Here is a 25,855-nt window from a genome sequence, read left to right as displayed (position 1 = left end):
CGCCGTGATGCCTTTCGTTCCAAGACAGGACCAGCAATCCATGATTGCCTTTCTGATCAAACGCCTGTTTCACGCCTTGTTGGTAATGTTCATCATCAGCGTGATCAGCTTCGCCATCCAGGACAACCTCGGCGATCCGATCCAACAGATGGTCGGCCAGTCGGTCCCCGAGAGCGAACGCGCCACTTTACGTGAAGAGCTCGGTTTGAACGATCCGTTCCTGGTACAGTACCTTCGCTTTGCCAAGAATGCATTGCAGTTCGATTTCGGCTATTCGTACTTCTTCAACGAGCCGACCACCGAGGTGATTCTGAGGCATCTGCCTGCCACACTCGAACTCGTAGCTGCCGCAACCTTTCTCATTGTCACATTATCTGTCCCTATCGGCGTCTACAGCGCGATCAAACCACGTTCGCCGCTGTCACGACTCTTTATGGGAGTGTCGATAGTCGGCATTTCGATCCCGGTCTTCCTGACTGCCATTGTCCTTATTCAGATCTTCTCGATCGGCATCAGTATCACCCCTTTTCCTGAAGACATTGGCTGGGGTAGTTGGCTCAATGGGTTGCTCTCCACAGAAGGCGGCATGCCGGCCTATGGCCGCGGTAACGATCTGACCCACGTGTTCGGTACCTGGTATACCAACTATGCCTCTTGGGACAGCCTGGTCTACCTGGTGCTACCGGCCATTTCTCTGGCCTCGATCATGCTGCCATTGTTCATTCGCCTGATCCGCGCCGAAATGCTCGAAGTGCTGCAATCGGATTACGTCAAGTTCGCCAAGGCCAAGGGCATCAGCATGCGCCGGATCTATTTCCTGCATGCGCTCAAGAACACCATGCTGCCTGTCATCACTGTCGGCGGCGTACAGATCGGCACGCTGGTAGCCTTCACCATCCTTACCGAAACCGTCTTCCAGTGGCCCGGTATGGGCCTGATGTTTCTCGATGCCATCGAGCGCTCCGACATTCCGTTGATCATCACTTACCTGATGGTGGTTGGCCTGATCTTCGTGATCACCAATACCCTGGTCGATCTGATCTATGGGTTGGTGAACCCCACCGTCAAACTGACAGGCAAGCCCGCATGACTACAACAACGCCACCTGTGCCCTCGCATTGGGCACGCTTCCGTGACTCGTATCTGCTCTATAGCTTCAAGCGCGATCTGGTTGCCCAGACTTGCCTGCTAGTGTTCGTGTCCATGGTCGCGGCAGCCTTCCTGGCCCCATGGCTGGCTCCCATGAATCCCTATGATCTGGCGCAGATTGATATCCTCAGCTCGGAACTGCCGCCTTTCTGGATAGCGGGCAGCGATCCGTCATACCTGCTCGGTACCGATGCCCAGGGGCGCGACCTGCTGTCAACGATACTCTATGGGGCACGGGTATCGCTGATCATCGGCTTCGGTGCTGTCATCCTTCAGGCGCTGATCGGTATCTCCTTCGGTCTGCTGGCAGGTTACCTCGGCGGTCGTGTCGATGCTTTCCTGATGCGTTTGGCAGACATCCAGCTTTCGTTTTCCACCTTGATGGTCGCGATCATTGTCGGTGCCGTATTCAAGGCTACTTTCGGTGGAGAGACCTTCAGTGAATATGCCGTGGTGTTGCTTGTGCTAATCATCGGACTGGCCGAATGGCCTCAGTATGCGCGCACGGTACGCGCCTCGGTGTTGGCGGAACGCAGCAAGGAGTACGTCGATGCAGCGCGGGTCATGGGTTTCCGGGCCAAGCGCATCATGTTCCGGCACATCCTGCCCAATACCCTATCGCCGATTTTCGTCATTTCCACCGTGCAGGTCGCCAATGCCATCATTTCTGAGGCGGCACTGTCGTTTCTTGGCTTGGGCATGCCGGAAACGCAGCCTTCCCTTGGCTCGCTGATCAAGTCCGGTTTCGACTACATCCAATCCGGCTCATGGTGGATCACGCTGATTCCCGGCACTGTGCTGGTCGTTCTGGTGCTGGTAATCAATCTCCTGGGTGATTGGCTGCGTGACGTCATGAACCCCCGTCTCTACAAGGGCTGATCGCATGGCACTCCTCGAAGTTACCAATCTCGATGTGCGCTTCGCATTGCGGCAAGGCGAGGTTAGAGCCCTGCGCGATATCAGTTTCTCGCTCGACCGGGGCGAGCGCCTAGGCATCGTGGGCGAATCGGGCGCCGGCAAGTCCGTGGCTGCCTTTACTATTCTCAATCTGATCGCCAAACCGGGCTACATCGCCGGCGGCAGCATCCGCTTCGACGGCCAGGAACTGACCACCCTGAAGCCCAAGGCGCTGCAGAAGATACGCGGCAACAAAATCTCGATGATCTTTCAGGACCCGATGATGACGCTCAATCCGGTGCTGTCAATCGGGGAACAGATGGTCGAGTGTCTCAAGGCTCATCGCCGCATCAGTACCAGGGACGCACGCAACATTGCCTTGAACAAGCTCCGACAGGTCTATATTCCGTCTCCCGAAAAGCGACTCGATCAGTATCCGCATGAACTGTCAGGCGGTATGCGTCAGCGCATCATCATTGCCATCGCGCTACTGCTTGATCCGGACATCATCATCGCAGACGAGCCGACGACGGCACTGGACGTCACCATTCAGGCGGAAATCATGACGCTGCTGCTGGAATTGTGTGAAAAGCACAACGTGGCTTTGGTCCTGATCACCCACGATCTTGGCGTGGTCAGCCAAGTCACCCAGCGCACCTTGGTAATGTATGCCGGACGCGTCATCGAGCAGGGACCGACCCGGGAAATCATCAACGACGCCCAGCATCCATATACCCAGGGCCTGATCAATGCCCTGCCACAGATGGCGACACCCGGTCAGCGTCTCAATCAGATTCCCGGAGCCATGCCTTCGCTGGCTAACACTCCTCCCGGCTGCGCATTTCATCCGCGCTGCAGTTTTTCCATGGATGACGAGGGCAACCCGCGTCGCGATTGTCGTGGGCTGGTGCCTGGCTTCGTCACGTCGGGTAACTGTCATGTTGCCTGTCACATGGTGCGTGACCTGGTCGAGCGTGACCCGCACGACAGTGGTCCGTCCAAGGCATCTCAGGGGGTTTCATGAGCCAGGCTGTTACACAAGTCACCGAGACTGCGGTCCCGGAGCGCGCCGCCTCGACACTGCTCGAGATTCGCGGTCTCGAGAAGCGCTTTCCCTTGTCAGGGGATTTCCTCGATCAGTTGCGTTTCGAGCGTGGCAAGCTGGTCCGTCGCCAGGATTACGTCCATGCGATCAATGGTGTCGACATCGACGTTCGCCGCGGTGAAGCGCTATGTGTGGTCGGCGAGTCAGGCTGCGGCAAGTCAACCGTGGCACGTATGGTCATGGGCCTGCTGTCACCATCGCGAGGAGAAATCCATTACGATGGCCAGCGCATCGATAACCTTAGTCCACGCCAACTGCTGCCCTTTCGTCGCCGCATGCAGATGATCTTCCAGAATCCCTATGCTTCGCTGAACCCGCGTATGACTATTCAGCAGACGCTGGAAGAGCCATTGCGCTTTCACCATCCGGATTGGAGCCGTGAGCGCATTCGCCAGCAGGTCACTGAAGTGATGGGCTCGGTAGGGATCGATCCTGACTGGGGCAAGCGCTTCGGACACGAATTCTCGGGAGGCCAGCGGCAGCGTATTGCGATTGCACGTGCCTTGGTAGTCGATCCAGAATTCATCGTGGCCGACGAGCCTATCTCTGCCCTGGACGTGTCAATCCAGGCTCAGGTTCTCAACCTGATGATGGATGCCCAGCGCGAACGGCATTTAACCTACCTGTTCATCACCCATGATCTTGCCGTCGTCGAGCATTTCGGCACGCGTGTCGTGGTCATGTATCTGGGGAGAGTGTGCGAGATCGCAGAAACACGCCAATTGTTCGCTGCGCCACAGCATCCCTACACTCAAGCGTTGCTCTCGGCCATTCCTCGCTTGGAAGACGATCGCCCCGACCATATCCGCCTTTCCGGTGAAGTGCCTACGCCGGTAAATCTGCCGTCCGGTTGTGTATTCCATGGCCGTTGTCCACATGCCAACGAGCGCTGCCGACAGGAGATCCCAGAACTGATAGCGAGCAGCGGTGGCACGCGCGTCGCCTGCCACGCAGTCGAAGAAGGCCGAATCACGGCATGAACAATGACGCAGGCATATCGGCAGAGTCACGCTGTTCAGGTCCAAACGCACCAGAGTGCTTGGGGTAATTAATGGAGATTCGCTGGTTGGAAGACTTCATTGCCCTGGCCAAGACGCGCCATTTCTCACGTGCAGCCGAAGCGCAAAATGTTACGCAGCCCACCTTCTCGCGACGCATCAAGCTGCTTGAGGAGGAAATGGGGTTGACCCTGGTCAATCGTCAGACGCTGCCGCTGTCCTTGACTCCGGCAGGCGAAGAGTTCCTGTTGCTGTGCGAGCACGTTACCGAGCGGGTGCGCCTGACCCGTGAGCGCTTGCATCAGATCGCTGACAATCAGGCTAGACGTATCGTGATTGCCGCTCCCCAGAGCGTGTTGTCCTATGTGTTGCCCGCCTGGCTTGCTCAGCATGAACTCAAGGATCGCGTTGAGCCTTACCTACGTGCGACAAGTTGGCTACTGGCCGACTATTTTCATGCTTTGGAACGTGACGAGTGCGACCTGGCTTTCTGCTACTGGCCCCGGGGGCGTTGTCCGCTTGCCCTGGATCTGTCTGCGTATGAGCATCTGCGCATCGATACCGAGACGCTGATTCCCGTCAGTGCCCCGGACGACGTTGGCAAGCCTCGCTACGCTCTGCCCGGCCAACGCCGCCAGCCATTGCCCTACATTGCCTACCATCCGCGTGGGCTGTTGCATGCCGTCCTCGAAGCCAGGCTGGCGCAGGCCACACAGGAAGTGCACTTGATGAAACTCAATGAGAATGTACAGACGGCCAATATCAAGGAATTGGTTACCCAGGGTTATGGCATCGGCTGGCTACCGCTGCGAACGGTGCAGCGCTCCCTGGCAAGCGGCGAACTCGTGCATGCCGGTGACGAGCGCTGGGCGGTACCGCTCGAGCTGCGCCTTTACCGCTACCGCGAACACCGCCATCCGGGACTGGACGCCCTGTGGAAACAACTCCAGGAGATCGCAACATGACCGAGGAAAGGGCAGCGAGCCATCAGGATCATTTGGATAGACTCGAAAGTGCCTATCAGAGACTGGCCGAAAAACATGGCTATGACAGCATCCTCATTTATAGTGGTGCGCCCCGCGTTCATTATGCCGATGATCAGGCCGCCACGTTCCGCAGCTACGCGCATTTCCTGCATTGGGTGCCTCTGCCAGGCCTGAGCCACAGCTGGCTGTGGATTCGTCCCGGCAAGAAGCCGGTATTGTGGCTGCATGCGCCGGAGGACTTTTGGCATTTATCACCTGAGGTTCCCGACGCACCGTGGGTGTCTCGCTTCGACATACGCCTGACAACCGAAACCTTGCCCCCCGCGCTTACTGGAGGGCGGCTGGCGGTACTCGGCGATGTGTCCGCCCACGTTGCCCAGCGCCTAGGCGGCGAGCCCAACCCGCCAGCACTCGTGCTGGCACTGGATGAGTTGCGAGTTCGCAAGACCGCTTATGAAATCGACTGCATCGGTGAGGCTAACCGCCTGGCCCTGGCCGGTCATCAAGCGGCATACACTGCTTTCGTAGCTGGCGCCGCGGAACTCGATATCCAACTGGCTTACCTGGGGGCGAGTCGGCAACGCGAATCCGACGTCCCCTACCAGAACATTGTAGGTTTGAACATTCATGCTGGCGTGCTCCATTACCAGCATTATGACCTTAGGTCCCCGGCAAGCTACAAGAGCCTGCTGGTCGATGCCGGCCGTAGCGTGTCCGGCTATGCTTCCGACATCACACGCACCTGGTCGGGCCGTGATGCCGACCCACGATTTAACGCTCTGATCGATTCGCTGAAGGCGATGCAGCAACGCCTGATTGAAGATATCCGCCCTGGGGTTTCCTTCGTAGCCGTGCACCATCTTATGCATCAGTACTTGGGGCAGCTACTGGCTGAACACGGCCTGGTCCGTTGCAGCGCCGACGCCGCCGTCGACACAGGTATCACTCGTGCCTTCTGTCCGCATGGGTTAGGTCACCTGCTGGGGCTGCAAGTGCACGATGTGGGTGGACGCGTCTCGCCTGACGGGCATCCGCTGCCGGCCCCGGAAACCGATCCCGCCCTGCGACTGACGCGAGAGCTGGAAACCGGAATGGTCGTTACTGTGGAACCTGGCCTGTATTTCATTCGCCTGTTACTCGATCCATTGCGTGAAACAGCAACCGGGCGGCACATTGAATGGGAACAGGTGGATGCCCTTTCCGGTCATGGCGGGATACGTATCGAAGACAATATTCTTGTTACTGCAGAGGGCCATGAAAACTTGACACGGATCGACTAAGGTCACTGAGTCGCCTTTTGGCTACTTGCCAGCCGGTGCGGGAAAGATATTCTGATAAAGGAATACGCAGCGAGGTCAGTATGTCACGCATCGTCCCCGCAGACTTCCGGCCCGCCAGGGGGCTTAGCAACCGCCACGTCCAAACCCTGTTGCCACGCCTTCGCCCCCTGACGACGCTCGCACGCGATACGGAGATTCTCAATCTCCCTGACGGAGACTTCGTTGAGCTGGCTTGGGTGCGTCCTGCCCCCATGCATGAAGACGCGCCGGTCTTCGTGCTGTTTCATGGGCTGGAGGGAGGATTCGACTCCCCCTATGCCCGAGAGATATTGGCAGCCGCCAGTGCGTTGGGCTGGCGAGCAGTAATGATGCACTTTCGGGGGTGTGGTCAGGCTCCCAATCGTTTGCCGAGAGCGTACCACTCGGGTGATACCGCAGACGCCTACTGGTTTATTGGCCAGCTCGCCCGTCGTTATCCTCGGGCGATCAAGGTGGCTGCGGGTGTTTCTCTGGGTGGTAACATGCTTCTCAAGCTGGTCGCTGAACAGGGCGGTGACGGCCTCGACCTGGCCGGCGCTATCGCAATCAGTGCCCCCCTCGATCTAGCCGCCTGCGCCGATGCGCTCAATCGCGGTTTTTCACGCCACTATCAGCGTTATCTGCTGAAATCGCTCAAGCTTAAGATTATTGCAAAGATGGCCACCGATACGCTTCCCCTCAGCCTGTCATCATACCAGCTCGGCCGATTGGACAGCTTCTGGGCCTACGACAACGAGGTAACTGCTCCGCTTCATGGCTTCAGTTCCGCCAGTGATTATTACCGTCGTGCCTCTGCTGGACGCTTGGTAGGCGATATCGAATTGCCGACCCTTATCCTGCATGCTGCCGACGACCCGTTCATGCCTGGCGACATGTTCGAGCGCCTTCCAACGCCCAGCGATGCCGTGCGCATCGAAATCGCCAGCCATGGTGGCCATGTCGGTTTTGTCGAATCACGGCAGGGCCGTCTTGGTTCGTGGATGGCACGTCGCGTGTGCCGGCAACTGCAGGATTGGGCCAGTGTGCCGCGTCAATTACACGTCATGACGAACCGGCCGGGTTGAGCTGGCAGCTCACCCCTGTACCACGCAGACCACAATAGCCCCCCGGATTCTTGGCCAGATACTGTTGGTGATATTCCTCCGCATAGTAGAACGTCTCGAGCGGAGCGATTTCGGTGGTAATCGTGCCTTTGCCAGCCTGCGTCAGTGCCTGCTGGTACCGATCGCGGCTGAACTCGGCCTCGCTATGCTGAGCTTCGCTGGTGGTATAGATCGCCGAGCGATACTGGCTACCGATATCGTTGCCCTGACGCATACCCTGCGTCGGGTCGTGAGCCTCCCAGAAAACCTGCAATAGACGGTCGAGCCCGATCACGCTGGGGTCATATACCACTCGTACTACCTCGGCATGCCCGGTGCGTCCGGTACAGGTTTCCTCATATGCCGGATTGGGGGTAAACCCTCCAGCATAGCCGACCGCAGTGACGTATACGCCAGGCAATTGCCAGAACAGGCGCTCGGCACCCCAGAAGCATCCCAGTCCCAGGACGATCTCCTCACAGCCCGGCGGAAAAGGCGGTATCATCGAGTGGCCGTTGACGAGGTGCTCGCCGGATATGCGCACTGGGTCATCACGCCCCGGCAAAGTTTCCTCGGCCGTCGGCATACGCTGTTTGTCACGTGACCACATGGAGTCGCCTCCTCTTGGTTTTGAATGATATGTCTCAATCTTGTCCTTGCGGCAGTCAAAGCACCTATATTCAATGTTGCCAGCCGGTGCATCTCGATCCCTCGCACGCTGCCACACCCGAAGCACTGATGCGCTCTCGCTTCACAGCGTTTGCCTTGGGGAATGTCGAGGTGTTACTCGACACGTGGGCCCCCGAAACCCGTCCGCCCCGCCATGAACTCGACGATGGCCAAACCCGCTGGCTCCGGCTGGATATCGAGAACAGTGACGTTCAACCACCCGAGGGCTGGGTCCGTTTTCAGGCCCTGGGCCGACAGAATGGTCGGTTCTTTACACTGCGGGAGACAAGCCGTTTTCGTTTCGATGCTACTGTGAAGCAATGGTTCTACGTCGATGGTGACACCGAGTGGGGGCATCTCTCGATCGGACGCAATGCCCCTTGCCCCTGCGGCAGCGGTCTCAAGGCGAAGCGTTGCTGCGCCCGAGACTGAAGGTATAAATCAGGTCCACGGCCTGAGCCGCACCGGATACCACCTCGACATAAAGATTCTGCAGCAGCTTGTAGCGTAAGGTCAGTTGGGCGATCGGCGAAAATATCCCCACGCCATAGCTGACCTTCAAGTCGTCGAAAAGATAGCCGCTGACGACGACCTGGCTCTCTTCACCACTACCTGACGTATCCAGGCTCAGCTCATCGACACCGAAAACCTGGCCGAGCTGACCCACAGCGCCACCGGTGCGCGACAGCGAGAGACCGATAAGCGCCGAGGTCAACGCACCGTCATTGCCGGCATCATCCGGCGCCCGTCCACGCAGGAGATAGGATAGCGCTCGGCTTTCGTCCATGGCGGGCTCAGAGAAGATGGACAGATTGGGCTGCGAGGCTGGTCCTGTCACACGCAGGCCTGCAATTACCTCATCCTCTGTGGTTTCAGGGTTGCGTATGGCTTCGAACTGCAAGCGGGGCTGCGATGCCGGGCCACTAAACAGTACCTGCCCACGGCGGATGATCAGGTCCTGGCCAAAGGCTTGATAGCGCCCATCGACCAAGTTGACTTCCCCGAAGAGTTGGACGGGCCCCGTGGTCTGGCGAACCTGCAGGTTGCCTTGGAGCTCCGCCTCCAGACCATAGGCTTCGAGTTGTACGTCGGGACCTAGAGAGACATCGACAGCCACGTCGAGACGCATACCGGCTTCTTGCAGCGCCTGAGCCGTTGCCTCATCGGCTCCTTCCGTAGCTTCTTGCAATGCCTGACGTGCTGCTTCACGCGCCCGCTCTTCATCTTCCCGAGTAATGATGACCTCATCGGAGCTCGGGGCGACGGCCGAGGGAGGCGAATCGGACTTGGCTACGTCCAGACGTGCCCAGGGAACCTTCACATCTCCCCGAATACGGAGCAGCTCAGGGGTGACACTGATATCCAAATCGGGCGCAAGTCGCATGCGACCGAATTCGGGCATCTCGACGAGGAACGGTGATTCGGTTCCTTCGATGCCGAGTTCGGCCACCCATTCGCCAAGTGATGGCCATCTCGCCTGTCCCTGTAGTTCCAGGCGACCTTCATCGGCAGCCACGAAGCCATCCAGGGTCGCGTTATCGCCCTGGAGCTGAATATCCAGGCGGCCATCGCGAACGGCAACCGGTATATCCCCCCCGCTAACCTGCAAGTCGCGAAGCTGGAGGTTTCCATTAAGCCGGGGGTCGGTCAGTGCCCCCCCCAAGTCGACTTCGCCATTCAACGATCCCTCGAGCTGTTCGAGACCTGTCGCCAAGCGTCGATACGGGGACAGGCGGATATCGTTCAATGCAATGCTTCCCCCCAACCGTGCATTACCGGTGGGGTCCGTGATCGAGGCATCCACCGTCAGCTCTCCGGAATCGGCCAGGGACAAGGTCGACTCGACCGTGGCTCTGGCAGGCGTGGCATCGAGCTGCACTGACAGTTGAGAATCGGGGAGCGACCAGGGCTGACCGTAGGCATCTTCACCGCTCAACGCCAGACGGCTTTGCAAGTCCGCTTGTGCCGCCCAGCGTCCGCCACTCGACCAGCTGAAATTGACGCGTCCGTTGCTTTCCCCGTCGGACGACCAGGCTTCAGGGAGCGCCGAGTTCACTAGATCCATGGGGAAGTTACGCAGGGCAAGCGTGGCACTGCCCCGCTCTGCTGACGCTTGAAGTGTTTCCACTGAACAGAGTTGGCCACCCTCCTGGCGTACCAGACAGAAGGGCTCAGCCTCGAAACGCCCTTCCGGCAAGAAAACGGTGAAGCCGGCGGCAGCGTCGAGGCGTAGGTCGGCTTGCTCGGTATCGGCTGCCAACGAGATCAGGCGCCCTTGATAGCGATTGCGCTGCGCATTTAGCCCCCCACTCAACGCCAGCGATGCTGTCGACATTGGCATCGTCTCGGCTGCATCGACCGCCAGTTCAAGGCGATGCTGCGAGAGACGTCCATCCAGGTCGAGATCAACTTGCTCGATACGTTGAGCGCCCACCTCGATACCGTAAGCATCTAGCGCTACATCAAAGCGTGGGTCTTCCAAACCGTCCGTCTCGGCATTCAGGCTAAGGCGGTCGAGACGATTCTCGGCATAGCGGAGGTTATTACCCGAGAGCGCAAGATCAAGCTGGGGTGCTTCGAACGTACCGCTAACCGTAAAGCGTCCCTGCGCACTCCCTCCCAGTTCCGGCAGGATCGAGCCCAGCGCTGGAGCATTGAGCTCACCGCTCAGGTCCATGGAATCGGCAATGTGGCCTTGCGCAGTCAGACGATTGTCCCCCTGCCGCAGCCGCAACTGCTGAATTTGCCAACGCATATCACTGTTACCGCTGAGTTGTGCTTGCAACGACAGCGGACGTTGCTGCAGCGTCCCCTCGATGTCGAGCTGAGGAACCGCCAGTTGCCACCCCTCATCTTCCTCGCGCATGGCGAAACGCACTTTGGCATCACCACTCAATCGGCCTTGAACAGCATCGGTCAAGGCATCCAGAGAGAAGCGATCCAGATTCAAGTTGGCATCGACCTCGAGCCGGGGCGCCCAGCGTACGGCTCCTCGGCTGATCAATGCACCTCTATCGGCCGATACGGCCAGAGGAGTCCAGGCAAAGCGCTCCAGATTCCCTTCGCCTGTCATTGCCAAACTGACTTCCTCAGGGAGCTCCCCTCCCGAGACGGCAGTAGAGAGCGCGACTTTGTAGCCTGCCAGATCGCCATCGGCACGCAGTGTAAGGTCTCTCACGACGTAGGGCGTCTGCCCCTGGCTGATGAGTCTCGTCTCACTCTCTGCGGGGTTTGCTCCCGTAGTTACCTCGATGGCGGCATCAACCACAGCCGGGTTAATTTGCTTTTCTTCCAGCGGCCACTGCAAGCGCTTCGCCTCGAGCAGCGCTTCGAACGGTACAGTAGGTGCCAGTACGTTGGCACGCGCCTGCAATGAAGCCGCAAGAGGTCCATTGGCCTCAAGACTCACTGACAAGTCACCCAAGCTACCCTCGGCCACTAGGGAAAGCGCTTCACCGGCCACAGGAGCGCGATGAATGACCGCGTTCAATTCAGCACTCAGGGGATAATCGTCCTGCATGGTGAGATTTGCACTGAGCTCGGCACCGGCCTCTGGGGAGGTAATGGCCAGGCTATGCAAACGTATATCGTGCCCTTCTCCTGCCATGCTGAGTGCAAGGCGATCAATGCTATGACGCTCTGGACCATCGATGACGAAATCTGTGACGACGAGGCTGGGCACCTTTATTGCCAAAGGCAATGTGATATCAGGCAAGTCAATTGGATCACGCTTGGCCAGCAATGTTTCACCCTGATTCGCCTCCGCTTCTTTGCCGGGGACGGCCTGTTCCGGCTGGGAAGCGACGGAAATTGCCCCATCGATGGCATCAGGCGTCAGCGTTAACAATGGCCTATCCGTTCCCATGCCCTTGTCGGATTCGTCCTCTTCAGTCTTCATTCGTTCAGGCATGGCCAGGGCCTGGCCAGGCGAGACAGGTAGCACGAGCCTGCCGCCTCTCACACGAGTCGGCAACAGAGTGAGGGTGTCCCCAGTGATACGAGCACCCGATGTAAAGCGCTGCAATGCAAGGTGCGTCCCGTCTGGTAACAGGACATCAACGTTTTGTAGTTCCAAATCGCGCAGTTCGATAGGAAATGGCACGGCGATCGAGGGCATACCTCCTCCCGTGCTCTCCTGTGATGGTGCTTGGGATGATGTAGCATCACCTTCGCGAATGCTCACATCAACGTCTGCCAATTGCAGGGCGTCCAGACACAATTTTCCGTCGAGGAGGCAATCCTCGGCCCACGCCAGATGCAAGCGGCCAATCCAGATGGTTGCTGGTCCAACCGTGATATCCAGGCCTTGCAGTGTCAAGTCGTCGAGCGGCGCCCCACTAACGCTTTCTACCGAGAAGAAACCCTGCTTTTCACCTTGGTTCACGAGCCAAGACGTTCCCCAGGGGGACAGCGCCAATCCCAGTAGGAACAGGACCAACCCGATGAGCCATAAAGGGAACCAAACCAGCAAACGGAGCAAAGCGGTAATCAAAACTCGGGACCTATGGCGAAATGCAGACGCCACGAATCTTCCTCACTATCGAAGGGGTGTGCGATATCCAGTCGAACCGGTCCTACAGGAGATACCCAGCGAACACCAAGGCCAGCCCCAGTGGCTAATTCATCCGGCCACCATGAACTGAACGCGTTGCCTGTATCGGCAAACGCAGCCCCCCACCAATCTCCGGTAATGCGTCGCTGCGCTTCCAGACTGGCAGTCAACAAGTGTTGTCCGCCAAGAAGCTCTCCTTGTTCGTTTTTTGGAGCCAGGCTTTCATAGCTATAGCCACGAACACTCTGATCGCCGCCTGCAAAGAAGCGTAATGACGGAGGGATTTTTTCAAAATCGTCCGTATGCATTGTGCCTATGCCGGTGCGACCGACAAAGCGAGTGTCCTCGCCCAGCATACGTATCCACTGAGAATCCAGCGTGGCGCGTACGAACGAGGCATCCGAGCCCCAGACATCATTGGAGACCGCGAGGGAAAGCCGTTGCCTGTCCCCCCAGGAAGGAAAACGCGGATTACGTGTACGCACCCGAGCCCAACTGATGCCGGGATACATCAATAGCACCTGATCTTCCTGATCCGCCTGGGTGAAGTCTTCATACGTCGTGCGGAAGAAGAGTCGTTGCGTCCAGCCATTCTCGAACAACCAGCGGCGCGCGATTTCGGCGGACGCTTCAAGGCTTTGTGTATCCTCGTGATCTTCATGTCTTAACCCGTACGTCAGTTCATAGCTATCCGTCAACGGGTTGGCGAGCGGAATGGTATAGGTCCCGCTGAAGATCTGCTCAGGCCCGGACAGGTAAAGTTCGTGGCTAAGGCTGTCGCCGTCCTCATTCAGCCAAGGTTGTTCCCAGGAAAACTGGGTACGTGGTCCAACATCGGTTGCATAGCCGATGCCTACCTCGAACTTGTGACGATCAGCGGGGATCAGGTTGACCTCGACCGGAACCCTGGGGGGACGCTCCCGCCCCAGGCGACTCGCGGCACTGACAGCATTGGCTGATAACAAGGGTGGTTCGTCGAGGACGGCTACACCATTGTTCACTCCGGTATCGACAGCGTCCCACCAGCCACGATGCGCCTGGATGAGGGAGGCTGAAGACGCCTGCAAACGGGGACGCACGCTGACACTGCGGAACCAGCCGGTTTCACCGAGACGTTGGCTATACACGGCCAACGAGCCAGCAAGATAGGGACTTCCAGTCTCGAAAGGCATCATGTTATGCAATCTGCTCTCTTCGATCTGGCTGCCTTCAAAACGAATATTTCCGAAGACGTAGCGTTCGCCGCTATCCAGCGTCAGGTAAATACGCGCACTTTCCTCCCAGGGCCGAACTTCGATGCGCCGATCACTAAAGCTGGCATCGAAATAGCCACGCTCAACGGCTAGCGTGGAGAAACGGCTACGTAGCGCCTCGTAGGGCGCATGACGTAGCGGTTCGCCCTCTGCAAGCGGCAAGTCGTCCAACACGTGTTGAAAGGCTTCGTCGTCGTGGGCATCGCCTTCGACGGATATGTCCAACTCGGTGATGGTCACACGAGGGCCTGGCCGAATCTGTAGGCGGGCCCGTTCGACGGGATTCTCTCCAATCAGGCTGATATCGATTTCAGGCTCATAATACCCATAGGCCTTGAGCGCTTCGCGGGTACGCCTAGCCACTTGGGAGCGTACCCTATCCTTTCCATACTCGCTGGCATCGAAAGCGGCAAGGTAATTGGCCACGTTAGCGGCAGCCTCACCTTCAATACCCTGAATATCGGCGTCTAACGCCAAGGACGATGCCGTGAACAGGCCAGAGGCCAACGCAGCAGCCAAGACGACGTGGCGGGATGTACGCATGCGTCAACGCTGCCGTAATAAATAACCGGTGGCAGACAGTATGACGGCCATGGAATGGCGGCTGGTTTCCTTCATCTTCATGGTTCTCTAATCCTTGAGTAGTGCCCAACGGTGAGATGGCCTACCGTCCCCTGCCTAGCCACCAAGACTCTCCACACTGGCACTCAACGCCAGCAGGCTCTGGCGAAGCTCCATGAGACCTGCCTGATTGCTACCGATACGTGATGCCAGCTGATCCAAACGAGCCTGCTGTTCTTCGTTATCGGAGCGTAGCGTCTCGATAGTCGAGACCATATCCGTCAGACGTTCCTGCAGAGCAGCCATATCCTGTACTTGGCTCTCAATCTCAGTATAAGCACTGTCTAGCTCTGTCACACGCGACCCAAGCTGTTGGTTCGACTCACGCAGGCCAGCTATGTTCGTTTGGGCCTCACTGACCGTGTTGCGCAGCGATGCGAGCCCCTGCTCGGTAGCATCCTGAGCGTTCTCCAGGCCCAGCAGGCGTTCTTGCAGGGCCGTTCTGGCATCCTCACCGCTCGTTTCGATGATATTCAGCGAGCGTTGCATGGCATCCAGCGTGGCCGCGAGTGTATCGCGCTCTTCCTCACCGGCATCGAGGCGCTCAACCAGCTCATTGATATTAGACGCATCCGCGCTACTGTTTTCCAATTTCTGTAGGGCAGATTGCAGCCCAGCCTGCCGCTCCTGCAAGTTTCTTTGAGCCGAGCTCAACGCATCCAGCTTCTCTTCCATCCCAGTAATTTCATATCGATCATCCAGGCTGTCGAAGCGCGCATGGAGGTTGGATAATTGCCCATGCAGTTCGCGCTGCTCGGCCTGCCAAGCCTGTCGATCGAACCAGTAGGCACCGACGATGCCCACCAGGCCGGCCAACAAGAGCAGGCTAAGCATCCACAAGGGCCACGTGCGTGCCGAGGAGACCGTCACGCTACGGTGTCGGTCGGCCAGTTCATCACTGGGATCCGGTACGATCGGCGTATTAAAGCGCGGCTCATCCGAGCGGTCCACCATGTCGACTTCCTCTCTTTTCCCTGGCACAGCGAAGCGGGCAGTACCGCGCTTATATTTCCAAAATAGTTCTCATGTCTCGTGAGCATAACCTAGCAAGATAAGCTCATGCGACACCGCCTGCAGATGGTTGGTATTGTAAGATTTTTTATCGAGCGCTGTATTCCACGGTGCCGTTAAAAGGAGACGACCATGACTTTCGAACTCCCCGCGTTACCGTACGAGAAAAATGCCCTGGAACCGCATATATCTTCAGAGACCTTGGAATATCACTATGGCAAGCACCACCAGGCCTACGTAACCAAGCTCAACGACTTGGTAGAAGGTACCGCCGATGCAGGCAAGTCGCTCGAGGCCATCATCAAAACTTCCGCTGGAGCCCTTTTCAATCAAGCGGCGCAAGCCTGGAATCACACGTTCTTCTGGCACTGCCTGTCTCCCAGCGGAGGCGGAGAGCCCAGCGGCCCTCTGGCAGACGCCATTAACGCCAGGTTCGGATCCTTCGACCAGTTCAAGGAGACGTTCAATACCAAGGCTGTCAGCAACTTCGGCTCCGGCTGGACCTGGCTGATTAAAACCACCGATGGCGGAGTGGATATCATCAATACCGATGATGCCGATACCCCTATCGCACACGACCAGACGCCTTTATTGACCATCGATGTATGGGAGCATGCCTATTACCTTGACTATCACAATGCACGCCCGAAGTACCTCGACGCTGTGTGGAACGTCATCAATTGGGAGTTCGCAGCCCAGAATTTCAGCTGATAGCGATAGCGATACAAGCGAGAGCACTTCATTGCAGCAAATAAGACGCCCCGCGAAGCGGGGCGTCTTATTGCTCACATGTAGTGCCTTTTATGCAGGGTCGGCACGTCGCCCTATCCCCCGGTAGGTCAACCCACGAGCAGCGACATAAGTCGGGTCGTAGATATTGCGCCCGTCGAGGATAAGCCGCTCGCCGAGCATCTCTCCCAGCCGGCGCCAGTCGGGGTTCCAGTAGCATTTCCACTCTGTTACCAGAATCAGTGCATCGGCCCCTTCGCAAGCTTCGTAAGGGGATCCTTCACATAAGGTCAGCAGTGGATGATTGCCTACTTCCTTTCGTACTGCGGGCAGGGCCGCAGGATCATGCAGACGAACGTGTACGCCCTGCGCCCACAACGCGCGCAACAAGGTCAGCACCGGTGCATGGTCGATACGCGTGGTCCCAGGCTTGAATGCAGCACCCCATATGGCCACGGTGCGATTTTCAAGCTGACCGTGAAAATGGCCCCACAACTTTCGGAAAAGCGTTTCCTTTTTGCTCTCGTTGATATCGAGAACCTGCTCGAGAAGTTGTGACTCGCGCCCGGTTGCCAGCTGTACGTCGGCAAGGCGCATCAAGTCACGGGAGAAGTTCGGTCCCCCAAAGCCACATCCGGGATAAAGATATTCATATCCGATACGCGTATCTGCACCCATACCTTGGCGGACATACTCGACGTCGACACCAAGCGAGTCCGCCAGCCCCGCCACCTCGTTCATGTAGCTGATACGTGTAGCTAGCATGCCGTTTATGGCCAGCTTGGTCAGCTCGGCGGCCCGCCGAGGCATACGCTGGAAGAGCTCGGCCCGGCGGTTGAAGGCACGCAGCAGTTCACGCACCTGATCTTCAGCCCAATCATCCTCGCAACCCAGTAGCCAACGCGTGGGTCGGGTAAAGGCTTGCCAGGCGCGCCCTTCTTCCAGCATATCGGGTAGCACGACCGCTACTTGCGATGCATGGCGCAGCAGGGATTCCAGGCCTTCAGTGTGCCCTACGGGAAATGTCGAATTGTTGACGAGCACCAATGGAGAGCTTTGCTGTCCGGCAATCAATTCGATGAAACGTTCGGCGGCATCTCGCTGGTCCGGCGCCAAGGCCAACCAAGCGATATCATACTCGCCCGACAAATGGACATTGCTGCCGCCATTTTCAAGCAATCGCAGTGAGCCGGTACGCTGCCCCAAATCGATCTGATCAATCACGCCGGGCTCCCCCGTCAACCACTCGGCATGCGAGAGTTGTGACCAGGGCGTGTCCGGGTGCGGCCACCAGTCGACCTGATGGCCCACCGAGGAGAGAGCGGCGGCTGCAGTCGCCGCAGCCAGCTCGCTACCATGGACGATGATTCGCATCGACTTACCCCTCGTTGGCGTAGCGCTTGAGAAGGTCATTGAAACCTTCGCCGAACTTGGGATGGCGCTTGGCGAAGGATAACGTAGCCTCCAGATAGCCCAGCTGATGACCACAATCGTATGTGGTTCCCTGCATACGGAAGGCGGCTACGCCATGCTGCTTACGCAAGGTATCGATGGCATCCGTCAGTTGTATCTCGTTACCCGCACCCGGTGGTGTATCTGCCAATACCGGGAAGATCTCGCCCGGCAGCAGATAGCGGCCGATAACCGACAGTGTCGATGGCGCATCCTCGACCTTGGGCTTTTCCACCATCCCTGTAATCGGCGCACTCTTTCCCGGCTCGGGCGCATCACCTTCAAGCGCAACGATACCGTACTTGTACACCAACTCCTCGGGGACGTTTTCGACCATGATCTGAGCATCACCGGTAGATTCATAGGCCTCGATCATGCCGGCGAGATCGTTGCGCTGACGTCCTTCGTCATCGACTAGCACGTCCGGCAGCAGGACAGCGAAAGGTTCGTTGTCGCCAATTACCGAACGGGCACAGAGTACGGCATGCCCAAGCCCCAGGGCTTCGGGCTGTCGAACGCTAATGATACTGACATCGTCAGGTACGATATTGCGTACTTCTTCGAGCATTTCATCCTTGCCCTTGGCCTTGAGCATGGTCTCGAGTTCGAAATGCTTGTCGAAATGGTTCTCGATGGCTCCCTTGCTGGAATGCGTAACCAACACAATCTCTTTGATACCTGCCTTCACGGCTTCTTCGACGACATACTGGATGACCGGTTTGTCGACGATGGTAATCATTTCCTTGGGAATGGCTTTCGAGGCGGGAAGGCAGCGAGTGCCTAGTCCAGCAACAGGAAGTACGGCCTTACGAATCATGGGGTCCCTCCAACATGATGATGTTTTTCAGTATGACACGAATGGTTACGTTGTAACCAAGCAACCTTACAACAGCCCTCTCGCGAGGGAAATCGAGCCATGCTCACTTGCATACGCACCGATCCATGTAAACCTTGGCTGACTTCCATCCATGGCTCAGGGTGCCGAAGCGCCAATGTAACAGTGAGTCATCACCGTACATGGGCTGTTGCAATCGTTCAACTTATCGTGAAGCAATGCTTGTCGAACTCCCTTCTCTCTTGCGCCACATAGCAAGACATTTCGATGCCAGGGCCAATCAGACATTATCCGGGAAGAGTGCAACGGGCCGCAAAAAATGTCGAGAGATAGTAGAATGCGTGCATCTTATCGACGGAGGTCCGTGATGCCCCCCATCGCACCACTCGATGCCGACCTATTGATCGAGGCCCGCTGGATCCTGCCAATGAACGAGGGGCTTCCGGTTCTCGAGAATCATGCCATTGCCATTGAATCCGGACGCTTACTCGGGCCATGGCCTATCGATGAAGCTCACAAGCGTGTCGTAGCGAAGCGGAAATTGCGATTGAAAAACCACGCGCTACTACCTGGTTTGATCAATGCGCACAACCATGCGGGCATGAGTTTGATGCGCGGTTATGCCGACGACCTGCCGTTGATGACATGGCTCAATGAGCACATCTGGCCGGCGGAAGCGGCCCATGTCACGCCGGACTTTGTTGCTGACGGTACGCGCTTGGCGATGGCTGAAATGCTACTCTCGGGGACAACGACTTTTTCCGATATGTATCTAGCCCCCGAGCCCGTCGCCGTAGCAGTCGAGCAGTTCGGAATGCGCGCTCAGCTTTGCACGCCTTTGATCGACTTCCCGACGCCGTGGGCAAGTGATTTTAGCGCTGGCCTAGAGCGTACCGTGGCGTTATCGGGGCGGTATCACAATCATCCCATGATCAACCTGGCGTATGGCCCACATGCACCCTATACGGTGGGAGACGATAGCCTGGCACGCCTGATTGAAGCTCGCGCACAGCTGGGCCTGCCGATACAGATGCATGTCCACGAAACTGCCGATGAAGTCGAACAAGCATTATCGAAACATGGCAAGCGACCCATCCGGCGCCTTTACGAGGCGGGGCTTCTAGGGCCGCACTTCCAGGCAGTCCATGTCACTCAGGTTGATGATGAAGACCTGACGATACTGAGTGATAGCGACACGCACGTCATACATTGCCCCCAATCCAACCTAAAGCTGGCAAGTGGCTTTTGCCCCGTTGACCGGCTGCAATCCGCAGGAGTCAATGTCGCGCTGGGGACGGATGGTGCAGCAAGCAACAACGATCTCGACATGTTCGACGAACTTAAAAGCGCCGCACTCATCGCGAAGGCAGTAAGTGGCGATGCCGCCGCGCTGCCGGCGATGGCAGCCCTGGCCATGGCTACACGGGATGGGGCGAAGGCGTTGGGAATGTCTCAACGTCGTGGTCAGCTCGTGGAGGGTTTTGACGCCGACCTGATAGCGGTCGACTTAGATGCCATCAATACATTGCCTCTGCACCATCCGGCTTCGGCTATCGTCTACGCCATGCACAGCCGGCAAGTCAGCCATGTCTGGATTAACGGCAAGCTACGCGTTGACGAAGGACAGCTAGTCGATATCGACATAAATGAACTCAAGCGCATGGCTCATGCCTATCAGCAGACCATGTCGTTACCAGGCCAACCCGGAGAGGCTCCATGACACAAGCGCAACGTGAAATCAACGATCATCGTGGCAACGTCGATCATAACGAGATCGCCAAGTTCGAGGCCTTGGCTAGCCGCTGGTGGGATAGAGAAAGTGAATTCAAGCCTCTGCACGACATCAACCCGCTGCGCCTGGACTTTATCGATGGGCGGGCTGGCCTCGCCGGAAAACGAGTCGTCGATGTAGGCTGTGGCGGCGGCATCCTCAGCGAGGCGATGGCACATCGTGGAGCCGATGTGACGGGGATCGACATGGGCGAAGCTCCGCTGGCCGTTGCACGCCTTCATCAACAGGAGAGTGGAGTCAACGTCACTTACCGGCAGGCAAGCGCCGAAGAAATGGCCCATCAGCATCCCGGCGAATTTGATGTCGTGACCTGCCTGGAAATGCTCGAACACGTCCCCGACCCGGCGGCAGTGGTCCGTGCATGTGCGACACTGGCCAAGCCAGGAGGGCACATCTTTTTCTCCACTATCAATCGTAATCCCAAGGCCTATGCCTTTGCGATTCTCGGCGCAGAGTATGTGCTCAGGCTTCTCCCACGCGGAACGCATGATTACCGTAAATTCATACGGCCTTCGGAGTTATCAGGCTGGTGCCGTGGCACAGGGCTACGCGTTCGCGAGCAGTGCGGCTTGACCTACAACCCAGTAACCAAGCACTACCGCCTGACGCCCCGCGATGTGTCGGTCAATTACATGATGCACTGCACGATGGAGGAGGCTCTTTGACACCACAGTCACTGTCATCTCCCCAATGCCTTCTGTTCGACCTGGATGGCACGCTGATCGACACAGCCCCCGATCTGGCGAAAGCTACTAATGCCCTGCGTCAACATCATGGCTTGCCCCCTTTGTCGTTCGAGACCATACGCGCCCAGGTTTCCAACGGCGGAAGTGCCCTGGTGACGTTAGCGCTCGGCCTATCACATGACCATCCCGACCATGCCGAGGCCCGCCGCTTTCTTCTTGCTGCCTACGGCAAGGAGGTTGCAGTAGAAAGCCGAGTGTTTTCCGGCCTGGAGCGACTTCTGGAACGCTGGGCAACCCCCCCGCGGCGCTGGGGAATTGTCACCAATAAACCGCGTGTTTATACGGAGCCTCTCCTTGACGCCCTATCGTTATCACCGCACGTGCTGCTCTGTGCAGACGATCTTCCTGTCAAGAAACCCTCACCCGAGCCACTCTGGGAGGCGGCACGCCGGCTGGATATCCGACCCGAGCAGTGCTGGTACATCGGTGATCATGTCCGCGATATGCAAGCGGCTCATGCTGCCGGTATGACAGCCATCGCCGTGGGCTACGGCTATATTGATGAAGGAGAGAATCGCGAGGCCTGGCAAGCCGACTGCTGGTTCGATAGTCCGTCTGAACTGGTCAATGCGCTGATTGCTAGCGGGGAGTGAAAGAAGTCAAAAGGGCTCCGGTACCGGAGCCCTTTTGATTCTTCGAGACGCCGCAAATGGCTCATTTGCGGGGAGGTTGAGCGTCAAGGCGCGCACCGCTACATCCTTGGCTGTCTGGTCCCATCAGCCACAGATAGGTAGGCATGATCTCCTGCGGAGTACGCAGCGTGCTGGGATCTTCGCCTGGAAATGCCGTCTTGCGCATCTGGGTGCGGGTCGCGCCCGGATTGATACTATTCACGCGAATGCTCGTCAGATTTTCCAACTCATCGGCGAGTACTTCGACGAACCCTTCGGTTGCAAATTTGGAGACGGCATAGGCGCCCCAGAACGCTCGTCCCTTCCGACCTACACTTGATGAAGTAAATATAACGGAGGCATGCTCGGCTGCTTTAAGCAAAGGCAGCAGCGCCTGAGTCATCCAGACTGGGCCATTGACATTAACCTGCATGACCTGATCCCAGAGCTCAGGATTGTATTGCTCGAATGGAGTAATTCGTCCAAGCAGACCTGCATTATGTAAAACGCCATCCAGACGGCCGAACTCCTTATGCAGGGTGTCGGCCATATCCTGATAGTCCTTCAAGGTGGCGCCTTCGAAATTGAGAGGGTAAATGGCGGGCTGTGGGCTACCAGTATCCTCGATCTCGTCATACACCGTCTCGAGCTTGGCGATAGTCCTTCCAAGAAGGACCACCGTCGCTCCGTGCTGCGCATAAGCCAACGCAGCGGCTCGGCCAATGCCATCACCGGCACCGGTCACCAGTATCACCCGATCCTTGAGGAGGTTTGGCGGGGCCTGGTAATCGATCTTGCAGGTCATTACGACTCCCTCGGCCTTTCGGAAGGACAGACACACCGGAATTCAGCGTACGCTACGCTTCTCAAAGGCCGGCCTGGTTGAGGAAATCTGCTGCCATACTGGCTGCATTGCTCTCCGGATATTCCTGGCGGACCCGTGTCAGCAACTGTTTGCTGGCATCCGGTTGGCCTTGGCGGGCCTTCAGCAAACCCAGCTTATAAAGCGCATCAGGCACTTTGTTACTCTGGGGGAAGTCACTGATGACCGTGCTGAATGCCTGTGCGGCGGGTTCCAGCTCGGAGCGGCTGGAATAGAGTTCGCCCAACCAATAATAGGCGTTTGCGCGTAATGGAGAGTTCGGGTACTGCTGCACGAAGGCATTGAATGCCTCGATAGCGGCATCGAAGTCACGCGCCTGTACTTTCTGGAAAGCCGCCTGATAGGCCTGCTGTCCATCCTGGCTACTGCCCTGCACGGCACTGGCAGCCTCAGGATCGCCTCCGGTCTGGGCGGCACTGGCAGCCCCTATTTGCCCGGCGGAGCCAGAAGCAATGCGCTTTTCCAATTCCAGGTAGCGTTCCTGCGCGAGCTTGCGCTGCTGCTCGAGTTGATAACGCAGCTCCTCGACCTGGCCGCGCAATTCCTGAATCTGGCGCTGATTTTCCTGCAATTGGTTGAGTATCTGAAGACTGGCGCCCGGCGTGGGCTCACGAGCCTGAGTATTTTCATAGAACGTTCGGGACCCGGACGAGGCTGATAAGTCTTCGACCACAGGTGCTGCCCATACGGACAGCGGGAGCATCAATGCTCCCGCGCCGCACAGTCTTTTCAGACCGTGTTTCATGTTTGACTCCGTCGAAGCTTAGTAATCGAAGACCACACGACGGTTTTGAGCATAGGACTGTTCGGAGTGGCCATCAACAGCTGGGCGCTCCTCACCGTAGCTGACAATTTCCAGCTGAGAGGGAGACACGCCCTGAACGGTCAGGAAGCGCTCGACTGACTGCGCACGGCGCTCACCCAGGCCCAGGTTGTACTCACGGGTACCGCGCTCATCCGCGTGCCCTTGGAGGATCACGGACACGTTGGAATTGGAACGCAAATACTGGGCATGTGCGGTCAGCACGGATTCGAACTCGGTACGAATGGTATCGCGGTCGTAATCGAAATAAATGGTGCGCTGATCGGGAATGCGTGAATCCTGGCCCTGACCAGCCCCCTGCCCTTGGCCAAATTGGGAACCACTAGCCTGGCCGCTGGTCACCCCTTGACCCGCTGCGCCTCCTGCAGTGCCAGTGCCATCCATGCTCCCGTCCTGGGAGCCGCCAGTGCTGGAACAGCCAGCCATGACAGCGAGGGACACGGCGACAGCCAGAGACTTGGCGTAAGATTTGAATTGCATGGTAACTCCTTGCTCGGAATTAGAATGACACGTATTAGTTCATGAAAGGCGACCAGGCGGGCTCCCGCACATCGCCTTGTGCCGAGGGCAGACGGTAAGAGGCATTACCATCCGCCGACACGACACCCAACACACCACGATTTCCCTGCTGGGTAGCGAAGATCACCATGCTACCGTTCGGGGCCACGCTTGGTGATTCATCCCACTGAGAATCAGTAAGAATCGTCAAGCGATCGGTACCCAGGTCTTTCTTGGCAACATGGAATCCCTGATCGTCTCGATGGACAAGAAACAGCGTTTTGCCATCGGGAGAGAAGCGACCGCGTGAATTGTAGCTTCCGGTAAATGTTATTCTTTCTGCCTGCCCATTGGCAAGATTGTAGCGGTACAATTGTGGTCCGCCGCTACGATCCGAAGTGTAAACCAGGCTTTGTCCATCAGGCGCCCAATCGGGTTCGGTATCAATCGCAGAGTTGTCCGTCAAACGGCGGAAGCTGCGCGATGCGATATCCATGACATAGATTTCTGGTTGTCCGTCTTTTGATAAAGACATAGCCAGTTTGCGGCCATCCGGCGACCAGGCAGGCGCGCCATTGATACCTTCGAAAGATGTCGCCTGGATACGCTGACTACTTGCCAAATCTTGAATATAAATAGCTGACCGGCCCGATTCAAAGGAGACGTAGGCAAGCTTGTTACCGTCAGGAGCCCATGCTGGTGAAAGAATGGGTTGTTGCGAGGAGAGGATCTGCTGGCTGTTATGACCATCAGCATCTGCCACATGCAGTGCATAGCGACGGTTGTCAGCGGCCCCCTGGGCCGTGACATAGGCGATACGCGTGGAAAAGGCACCACGAGTACCGGTAACAGCCTCGAACACCTTGTCACTGACGTAGTGAGCTGCACTGCGCAACTGACCACGGCCGACGTTCACGACTTCACCGAGCATGCGGCGTTCGCCATATATGTCCATCAATTCGAACTGAACACGATAGCCATCGCCCTCCGGTGTCACTTGCCCGACAACGAGATAGTTGCTGTCCACGGCGCGCCAATCACGGTAATGGACGTCTTCACTACGATTGGGCTGAGCGATCAACGAACTTCGCGATAACGGAGAAAACTGGCCGCTGCGGGCAAGGTCATCACTGACAATCTGGGCAATGTCTTCAGAAAGCGTGCCCTGCTCTGGAGTCGCAAAGGGGACGATAGCGATGGGAATGGCCTGATCGCTGCCCTTGGTGATCTCGATGGTTAGATCCGCACTGGCCAAGCTGATATAAAGCGCGAACCATAAACCGACCATGACAGAAACAACACGTTTCATCGGCGTACATCCTTGGGATTGAAGTCCAGGTTGAATTCACGGAACTGGCTCTGCGCGGCCAGAGGAAGCTCTCTTAATTCGCGGAATGGCGCAGCTCGCTCGACGGCCTGTAGCACAGAGCGATCAAAGACACCATCTCCACTGCTTTCGATGATTCTTGCGCTGACCAGTTCACCAGTCGGCAGCAGCTGTATACGCACAACCGCCCGGAGCTGGTTGGTAGCACTTGCCGGCAATATCCAGGCCTGCTCTATTGCACGCCTGACCAAGTTTATGAACCCATTCGATGCCTGGGCAGCCTGCTTGGCATTGGCTATAGCCTCTGCCTCGCCATCGATCAAGTTATCCAGCGATGAAGCAGACGCTTGGCGGGCGGCCTCGGCAGCTCTGCGTGCTTCCTCCGCTGCCTTGCGTTTGGCCTCTTCTTCCGCCTTGCGCTTGGCTTCCTCTTCCGCCTTGCGTTTGGCCTCTTCTTCCGCCTTACGCTTGGCCTCTTCTTCCGCCTTACGCTTGGCTTCTTCTTCCGCCTTACGCT

General features: G+C 57.5%; 23 protein-coding genes. 12 read left to right on the top strand and 11 right to left on the bottom strand.

What is annotated here, in order from left to right; all coding sequences use genetic code 11:
* Positions 1–40 precede the first annotated feature (40 nt).
* The 7 genes from F568_RS0105340 (at position 41) to F568_RS0105310 (ending at position 7,518) form a co-directional block, all read left to right on the top strand.
* Entirely contained in the window at positions 41–1,090 is a 1,050-nt protein-coding gene (locus F568_RS0105340) for an ABC transporter permease (protein ID WP_019017678.1), read from the top strand.
* Positions 1,087–2,028 carry an ABC transporter permease gene (locus tag F568_RS0105335; protein ID WP_019017677.1) on the top strand — a complete coding sequence of 314 codons (942 nt, stop codon included), beginning with the start codon at positions 1,087–1,089 and terminating at the stop codon, positions 2,026–2,028. The genes F568_RS0105340 and F568_RS0105335 overlap by 4 nt, the downstream gene beginning before the upstream one ends.
* A 4-nt stretch (positions 2,029–2,032) precedes the next feature.
* Positions 2,033–3,070, top strand: coding sequence for an ABC transporter ATP-binding protein (locus F568_RS0105330; RefSeq protein ID WP_019017676.1), 1,038 nt, complete (start codon positions 2,033–2,035; stop codon positions 3,068–3,070).
* On the top strand, positions 3,067–4,131 hold the full coding sequence (locus tag F568_RS0105325) for an ABC transporter ATP-binding protein (protein ID WP_019017675.1): 1,065 nt from the start codon (positions 3,067–3,069) through the stop codon (positions 4,129–4,131). The genes F568_RS0105330 and F568_RS0105325 overlap by 4 nt, the downstream gene beginning before the upstream one ends.
* 71 nt (positions 4,132–4,202) lie before the next feature.
* Entirely contained in the window at positions 4,203–5,114 is a 912-nt protein-coding gene (locus tag F568_RS0105320) for a LysR family transcriptional regulator (protein ID WP_019017674.1), read from the top strand.
* On the top strand, positions 5,111–6,415 hold the full coding sequence (pepQ, locus tag F568_RS0105315; RefSeq protein ID WP_019017673.1) for a Xaa-Pro dipeptidase: 1,305 nt from the start codon (positions 5,111–5,113) through the stop codon (positions 6,413–6,415). Before F568_RS0105320 ends, pepQ begins: the two co-directional genes overlap by 4 nt.
* Before the next feature lie 80 nt (positions 6,416–6,495).
* Positions 6,496–7,518 (top strand): hydrolase, encoded by a 1,023-nt coding sequence (locus F568_RS0105310; RefSeq protein ID WP_019017672.1) that lies wholly within the window; start codon positions 6,496–6,498, stop codon positions 7,516–7,518.
* Here the strand turns inward: F568_RS0105310 and msrA are convergent.
* Positions 7,496–8,146 carry a peptide-methionine (S)-S-oxide reductase MsrA gene (gene msrA, locus F568_RS0105305; protein WP_019017671.1) on the bottom strand — a complete coding sequence of 217 codons (651 nt, stop codon included), beginning with the start codon at positions 8,144–8,146 and terminating at the stop codon, positions 7,496–7,498. The two genes, F568_RS0105310 and msrA, sit on opposite strands and share 23 nt — an antisense overlap.
* Positions 8,147–8,175: 29 nt before the next feature.
* Between msrA and F568_RS24240 the strand changes: the two genes are divergently transcribed.
* On the top strand, positions 8,176–8,637 hold the full coding sequence (locus tag F568_RS24240) for a YchJ family protein (protein ID WP_083932975.1): 462 nt from the start codon (positions 8,176–8,178) through the stop codon (positions 8,635–8,637).
* Here F568_RS24240 and tamB read toward each other — a convergent pair.
* The 3 genes from tamB to F568_RS0105285 all read right to left on the bottom strand — a co-directional run bounded on the left by tamB (position 8,606) and on the right by F568_RS0105285 (position 15,585).
* Positions 8,606–12,730: an autotransporter assembly complex protein TamB gene (gene tamB, locus F568_RS22240; RefSeq protein ID WP_444939600.1), complete on the bottom strand. Its 4,125-nt coding sequence runs from the start codon at positions 12,728–12,730 to the stop codon at positions 8,606–8,608. The two genes, F568_RS24240 and tamB, sit on opposite strands and share 32 nt — an antisense overlap.
* Positions 12,694–14,553, bottom strand: coding sequence for an autotransporter assembly complex protein TamA (gene tamA / locus F568_RS0105290; RefSeq protein ID WP_019017668.1), 1,860 nt, complete (start codon positions 14,551–14,553; stop codon positions 12,694–12,696). The genes tamB and tamA overlap by 37 nt, the downstream gene beginning before the upstream one ends.
* Positions 14,554–14,688: 135 nt before the next feature.
* Entirely contained in the window at positions 14,689–15,585 is an 897-nt protein-coding gene (locus F568_RS0105285) for a hypothetical protein (RefSeq protein WP_019017667.1), read from the bottom strand.
* Between the two features lie 189 nt (positions 15,586–15,774).
* On the opposite strand from F568_RS0105285, the gene F568_RS0105280 reads away from it, so the two are divergent.
* Positions 15,775–16,353, top strand: a complete 579-nt coding sequence (locus F568_RS0105280; RefSeq protein WP_019017666.1) for a superoxide dismutase — start codon at positions 15,775–15,777, stop codon at positions 16,351–16,353.
* A 90-nt stretch (positions 16,354–16,443) separates the two neighbouring features.
* On the opposite strand, the gene F568_RS0105275 is transcribed toward F568_RS0105280, so the two are convergent.
* Both F568_RS0105275 and galU read right to left on the bottom strand, forming a co-directional pair.
* On the bottom strand, positions 16,444–17,745 hold the full coding sequence (locus F568_RS0105275) for a nucleotide sugar dehydrogenase (RefSeq protein WP_019017665.1): 1,302 nt from the start codon (positions 17,743–17,745) through the stop codon (positions 16,444–16,446).
* A 4-nt stretch (positions 17,746–17,749) separates the two neighbouring features.
* Positions 17,750–18,640: a UTP--glucose-1-phosphate uridylyltransferase GalU gene (galU, locus tag F568_RS0105270; protein ID WP_019017664.1), complete on the bottom strand. Its 891-nt coding sequence runs from the start codon at positions 18,638–18,640 to the stop codon at positions 17,750–17,752.
* A 385-nt stretch (positions 18,641–19,025) separates the two neighbouring features.
* On the opposite strand from galU, the gene F568_RS0105265 reads away from it, so the two are divergent.
* Genes F568_RS0105265 through F568_RS0105255 form a run of 3 tightly spaced genes read left to right on the top strand, consistent with a single transcriptional unit; the run spans position 19,026 to position 21,789 of the window.
* Positions 19,026–20,378 carry a TRZ/ATZ family hydrolase gene (locus tag F568_RS0105265; protein WP_019017663.1) on the top strand — a complete coding sequence of 451 codons (1,353 nt, stop codon included), beginning with the start codon at positions 19,026–19,028 and terminating at the stop codon, positions 20,376–20,378.
* Positions 20,375–21,115 (top strand): bifunctional 2-polyprenyl-6-hydroxyphenol methylase/3-demethylubiquinol 3-O-methyltransferase UbiG, encoded by a 741-nt coding sequence (gene ubiG, locus F568_RS0105260; protein WP_019017662.1) that lies wholly within the window; start codon positions 20,375–20,377, stop codon positions 21,113–21,115. Before F568_RS0105265 ends, ubiG begins: the two co-directional genes overlap by 4 nt.
* Entirely contained in the window at positions 21,112–21,789 is a 678-nt protein-coding gene (locus F568_RS0105255) for an HAD family hydrolase (RefSeq protein WP_019017661.1), read from the top strand. The genes ubiG and F568_RS0105255 overlap by 4 nt, the downstream gene beginning before the upstream one ends.
* A 61-nt stretch (positions 21,790–21,850) precedes the next feature.
* On the opposite strand, the gene F568_RS0105250 is transcribed toward F568_RS0105255, so the two are convergent.
* The 5 genes from F568_RS0105250 to tolA form a co-directional block, all read right to left on the bottom strand.
* Positions 21,851–22,612 carry a YciK family oxidoreductase gene (locus F568_RS0105250; protein WP_019017660.1) on the bottom strand — a complete coding sequence of 254 codons (762 nt, stop codon included), beginning with the start codon at positions 22,610–22,612 and terminating at the stop codon, positions 21,851–21,853.
* Between the two features lie 61 nt (positions 22,613–22,673).
* Positions 22,674–23,435: a tol-pal system protein YbgF gene (ybgF, locus tag F568_RS0105245; RefSeq protein ID WP_026300345.1), complete on the bottom strand. Its 762-nt coding sequence runs from the start codon at positions 23,433–23,435 to the stop codon at positions 22,674–22,676.
* 18 nt (positions 23,436–23,453) lie between these two features.
* On the bottom strand, positions 23,454–23,993 hold the full coding sequence (pal, locus tag F568_RS0105240; protein ID WP_019017658.1) for a peptidoglycan-associated lipoprotein Pal: 540 nt from the start codon (positions 23,991–23,993) through the stop codon (positions 23,454–23,456).
* Positions 23,994–24,027: 34 nt separating this feature from the next.
* Positions 24,028–25,320, bottom strand: a complete 1,293-nt coding sequence (gene tolB / locus F568_RS0105235; protein WP_019017657.1) for a Tol-Pal system beta propeller repeat protein TolB — start codon at positions 25,318–25,320, stop codon at positions 24,028–24,030.
* A partial coding sequence (gene tolA, locus F568_RS24235) for a cell envelope integrity protein TolA (RefSeq protein WP_040475925.1) occupies positions 25,317–25,855 on the bottom strand: 539 nt, incomplete at its 5' end. The genes tolB and tolA, both read right to left, overlap by 4 nt.

It is taken from the genome of Modicisalibacter luteus DSM 23508, assembly GCF_000378505.1.
Classification (GTDB): domain Bacteria; phylum Pseudomonadota; class Gammaproteobacteria; order Pseudomonadales; family Halomonadaceae; genus Modicisalibacter; species Modicisalibacter luteus.
The sequence above is the reverse complement of the archived record's forward strand: the minus strand, read 5'-3'. Positions and strand labels throughout refer to the sequence as shown.

What these genes read in the sequence shown, in the direction of transcription:
- F568_RS0105340 (WP_019017678.1), top strand. Translation starts at nt 41, where the DNA reads ATGATTGCCTTTCTGATCAAACGCCTGTTTCACGCCTTGTTGGTAATG.
- F568_RS0105335 (WP_019017677.1), top strand. Translation starts at nt 1,087, where the DNA reads ATGACTACAACAACGCCACCTGTGCCCTCGCATTGGGCACGCTTCCGT.
- F568_RS0105330 (WP_019017676.1), top strand. Translation starts at nt 2,033, where the DNA reads ATGGCACTCCTCGAAGTTACCAATCTCGATGTGCGCTTCGCATTGCGG.
- F568_RS0105325 (WP_019017675.1), top strand. Translation starts at nt 3,067, where the DNA reads ATGAGCCAGGCTGTTACACAAGTCACCGAGACTGCGGTCCCGGAGCGC.
- F568_RS0105320 (WP_019017674.1), top strand. Translation starts at nt 4,203, where the DNA reads ATGGAGATTCGCTGGTTGGAAGACTTCATTGCCCTGGCCAAGACGCGC.
- pepQ (WP_019017673.1), top strand. Translation starts at nt 5,111, where the DNA reads ATGACCGAGGAAAGGGCAGCGAGCCATCAGGATCATTTGGATAGACTC.
- F568_RS0105310 (WP_019017672.1), top strand. Translation starts at nt 6,496, where the DNA reads ATGTCACGCATCGTCCCCGCAGACTTCCGGCCCGCCAGGGGGCTTAGC.
- msrA (WP_019017671.1), bottom strand. Translation starts at nt 8,146, where the DNA reads ATGTGGTCACGTGACAAACAGCGTATGCCGACGGCCGAGGAAACTTTG.
- F568_RS24240 (WP_083932975.1), top strand. Translation starts at nt 8,176, where the DNA reads ATGTCTCAATCTTGTCCTTGCGGCAGTCAAAGCACCTATATTCAATGT.
- tamA (WP_019017668.1), bottom strand. Translation starts at nt 14,553, where the DNA reads ATGCGTACATCCCGCCACGTCGTCTTGGCTGCTGCGTTGGCCTCTGGC.
- F568_RS0105285 (WP_019017667.1), bottom strand. Translation starts at nt 15,585, where the DNA reads ATGGTGGACCGCTCGGATGAGCCGCGCTTTAATACGCCGATCGTACCG.
- F568_RS0105280 (WP_019017666.1), top strand. Translation starts at nt 15,775, where the DNA reads ATGACTTTCGAACTCCCCGCGTTACCGTACGAGAAAAATGCCCTGGAA.
- F568_RS0105275 (WP_019017665.1), bottom strand. Translation starts at nt 17,745, where the DNA reads ATGCGAATCATCGTCCATGGTAGCGAGCTGGCTGCGGCGACTGCAGCC.
- galU (WP_019017664.1), bottom strand. Translation starts at nt 18,640, where the DNA reads ATGATTCGTAAGGCCGTACTTCCTGTTGCTGGACTAGGCACTCGCTGC.
- F568_RS0105265 (WP_019017663.1), top strand. Translation starts at nt 19,026, where the DNA reads ATGCCCCCCATCGCACCACTCGATGCCGACCTATTGATCGAGGCCCGC.
- ubiG (WP_019017662.1), top strand. Translation starts at nt 20,375, where the DNA reads ATGACACAAGCGCAACGTGAAATCAACGATCATCGTGGCAACGTCGAT.
- F568_RS0105250 (WP_019017660.1), bottom strand. Translation starts at nt 22,612, where the DNA reads ATGACCTGCAAGATCGATTACCAGGCCCCGCCAAACCTCCTCAAGGAT.
- ybgF (WP_026300345.1), bottom strand. Translation starts at nt 23,435, where the DNA reads ATGAAACACGGTCTGAAAAGACTGTGCGGCGCGGGAGCATTGATGCTC.
- pal (WP_019017658.1), bottom strand. Translation starts at nt 23,993, where the DNA reads ATGCAATTCAAATCTTACGCCAAGTCTCTGGCTGTCGCCGTGTCCCTC.
- tolB (WP_019017657.1), bottom strand. Translation starts at nt 25,320, where the DNA reads ATGAAACGTGTTGTTTCTGTCATGGTCGGTTTATGGTTCGCGCTTTAT.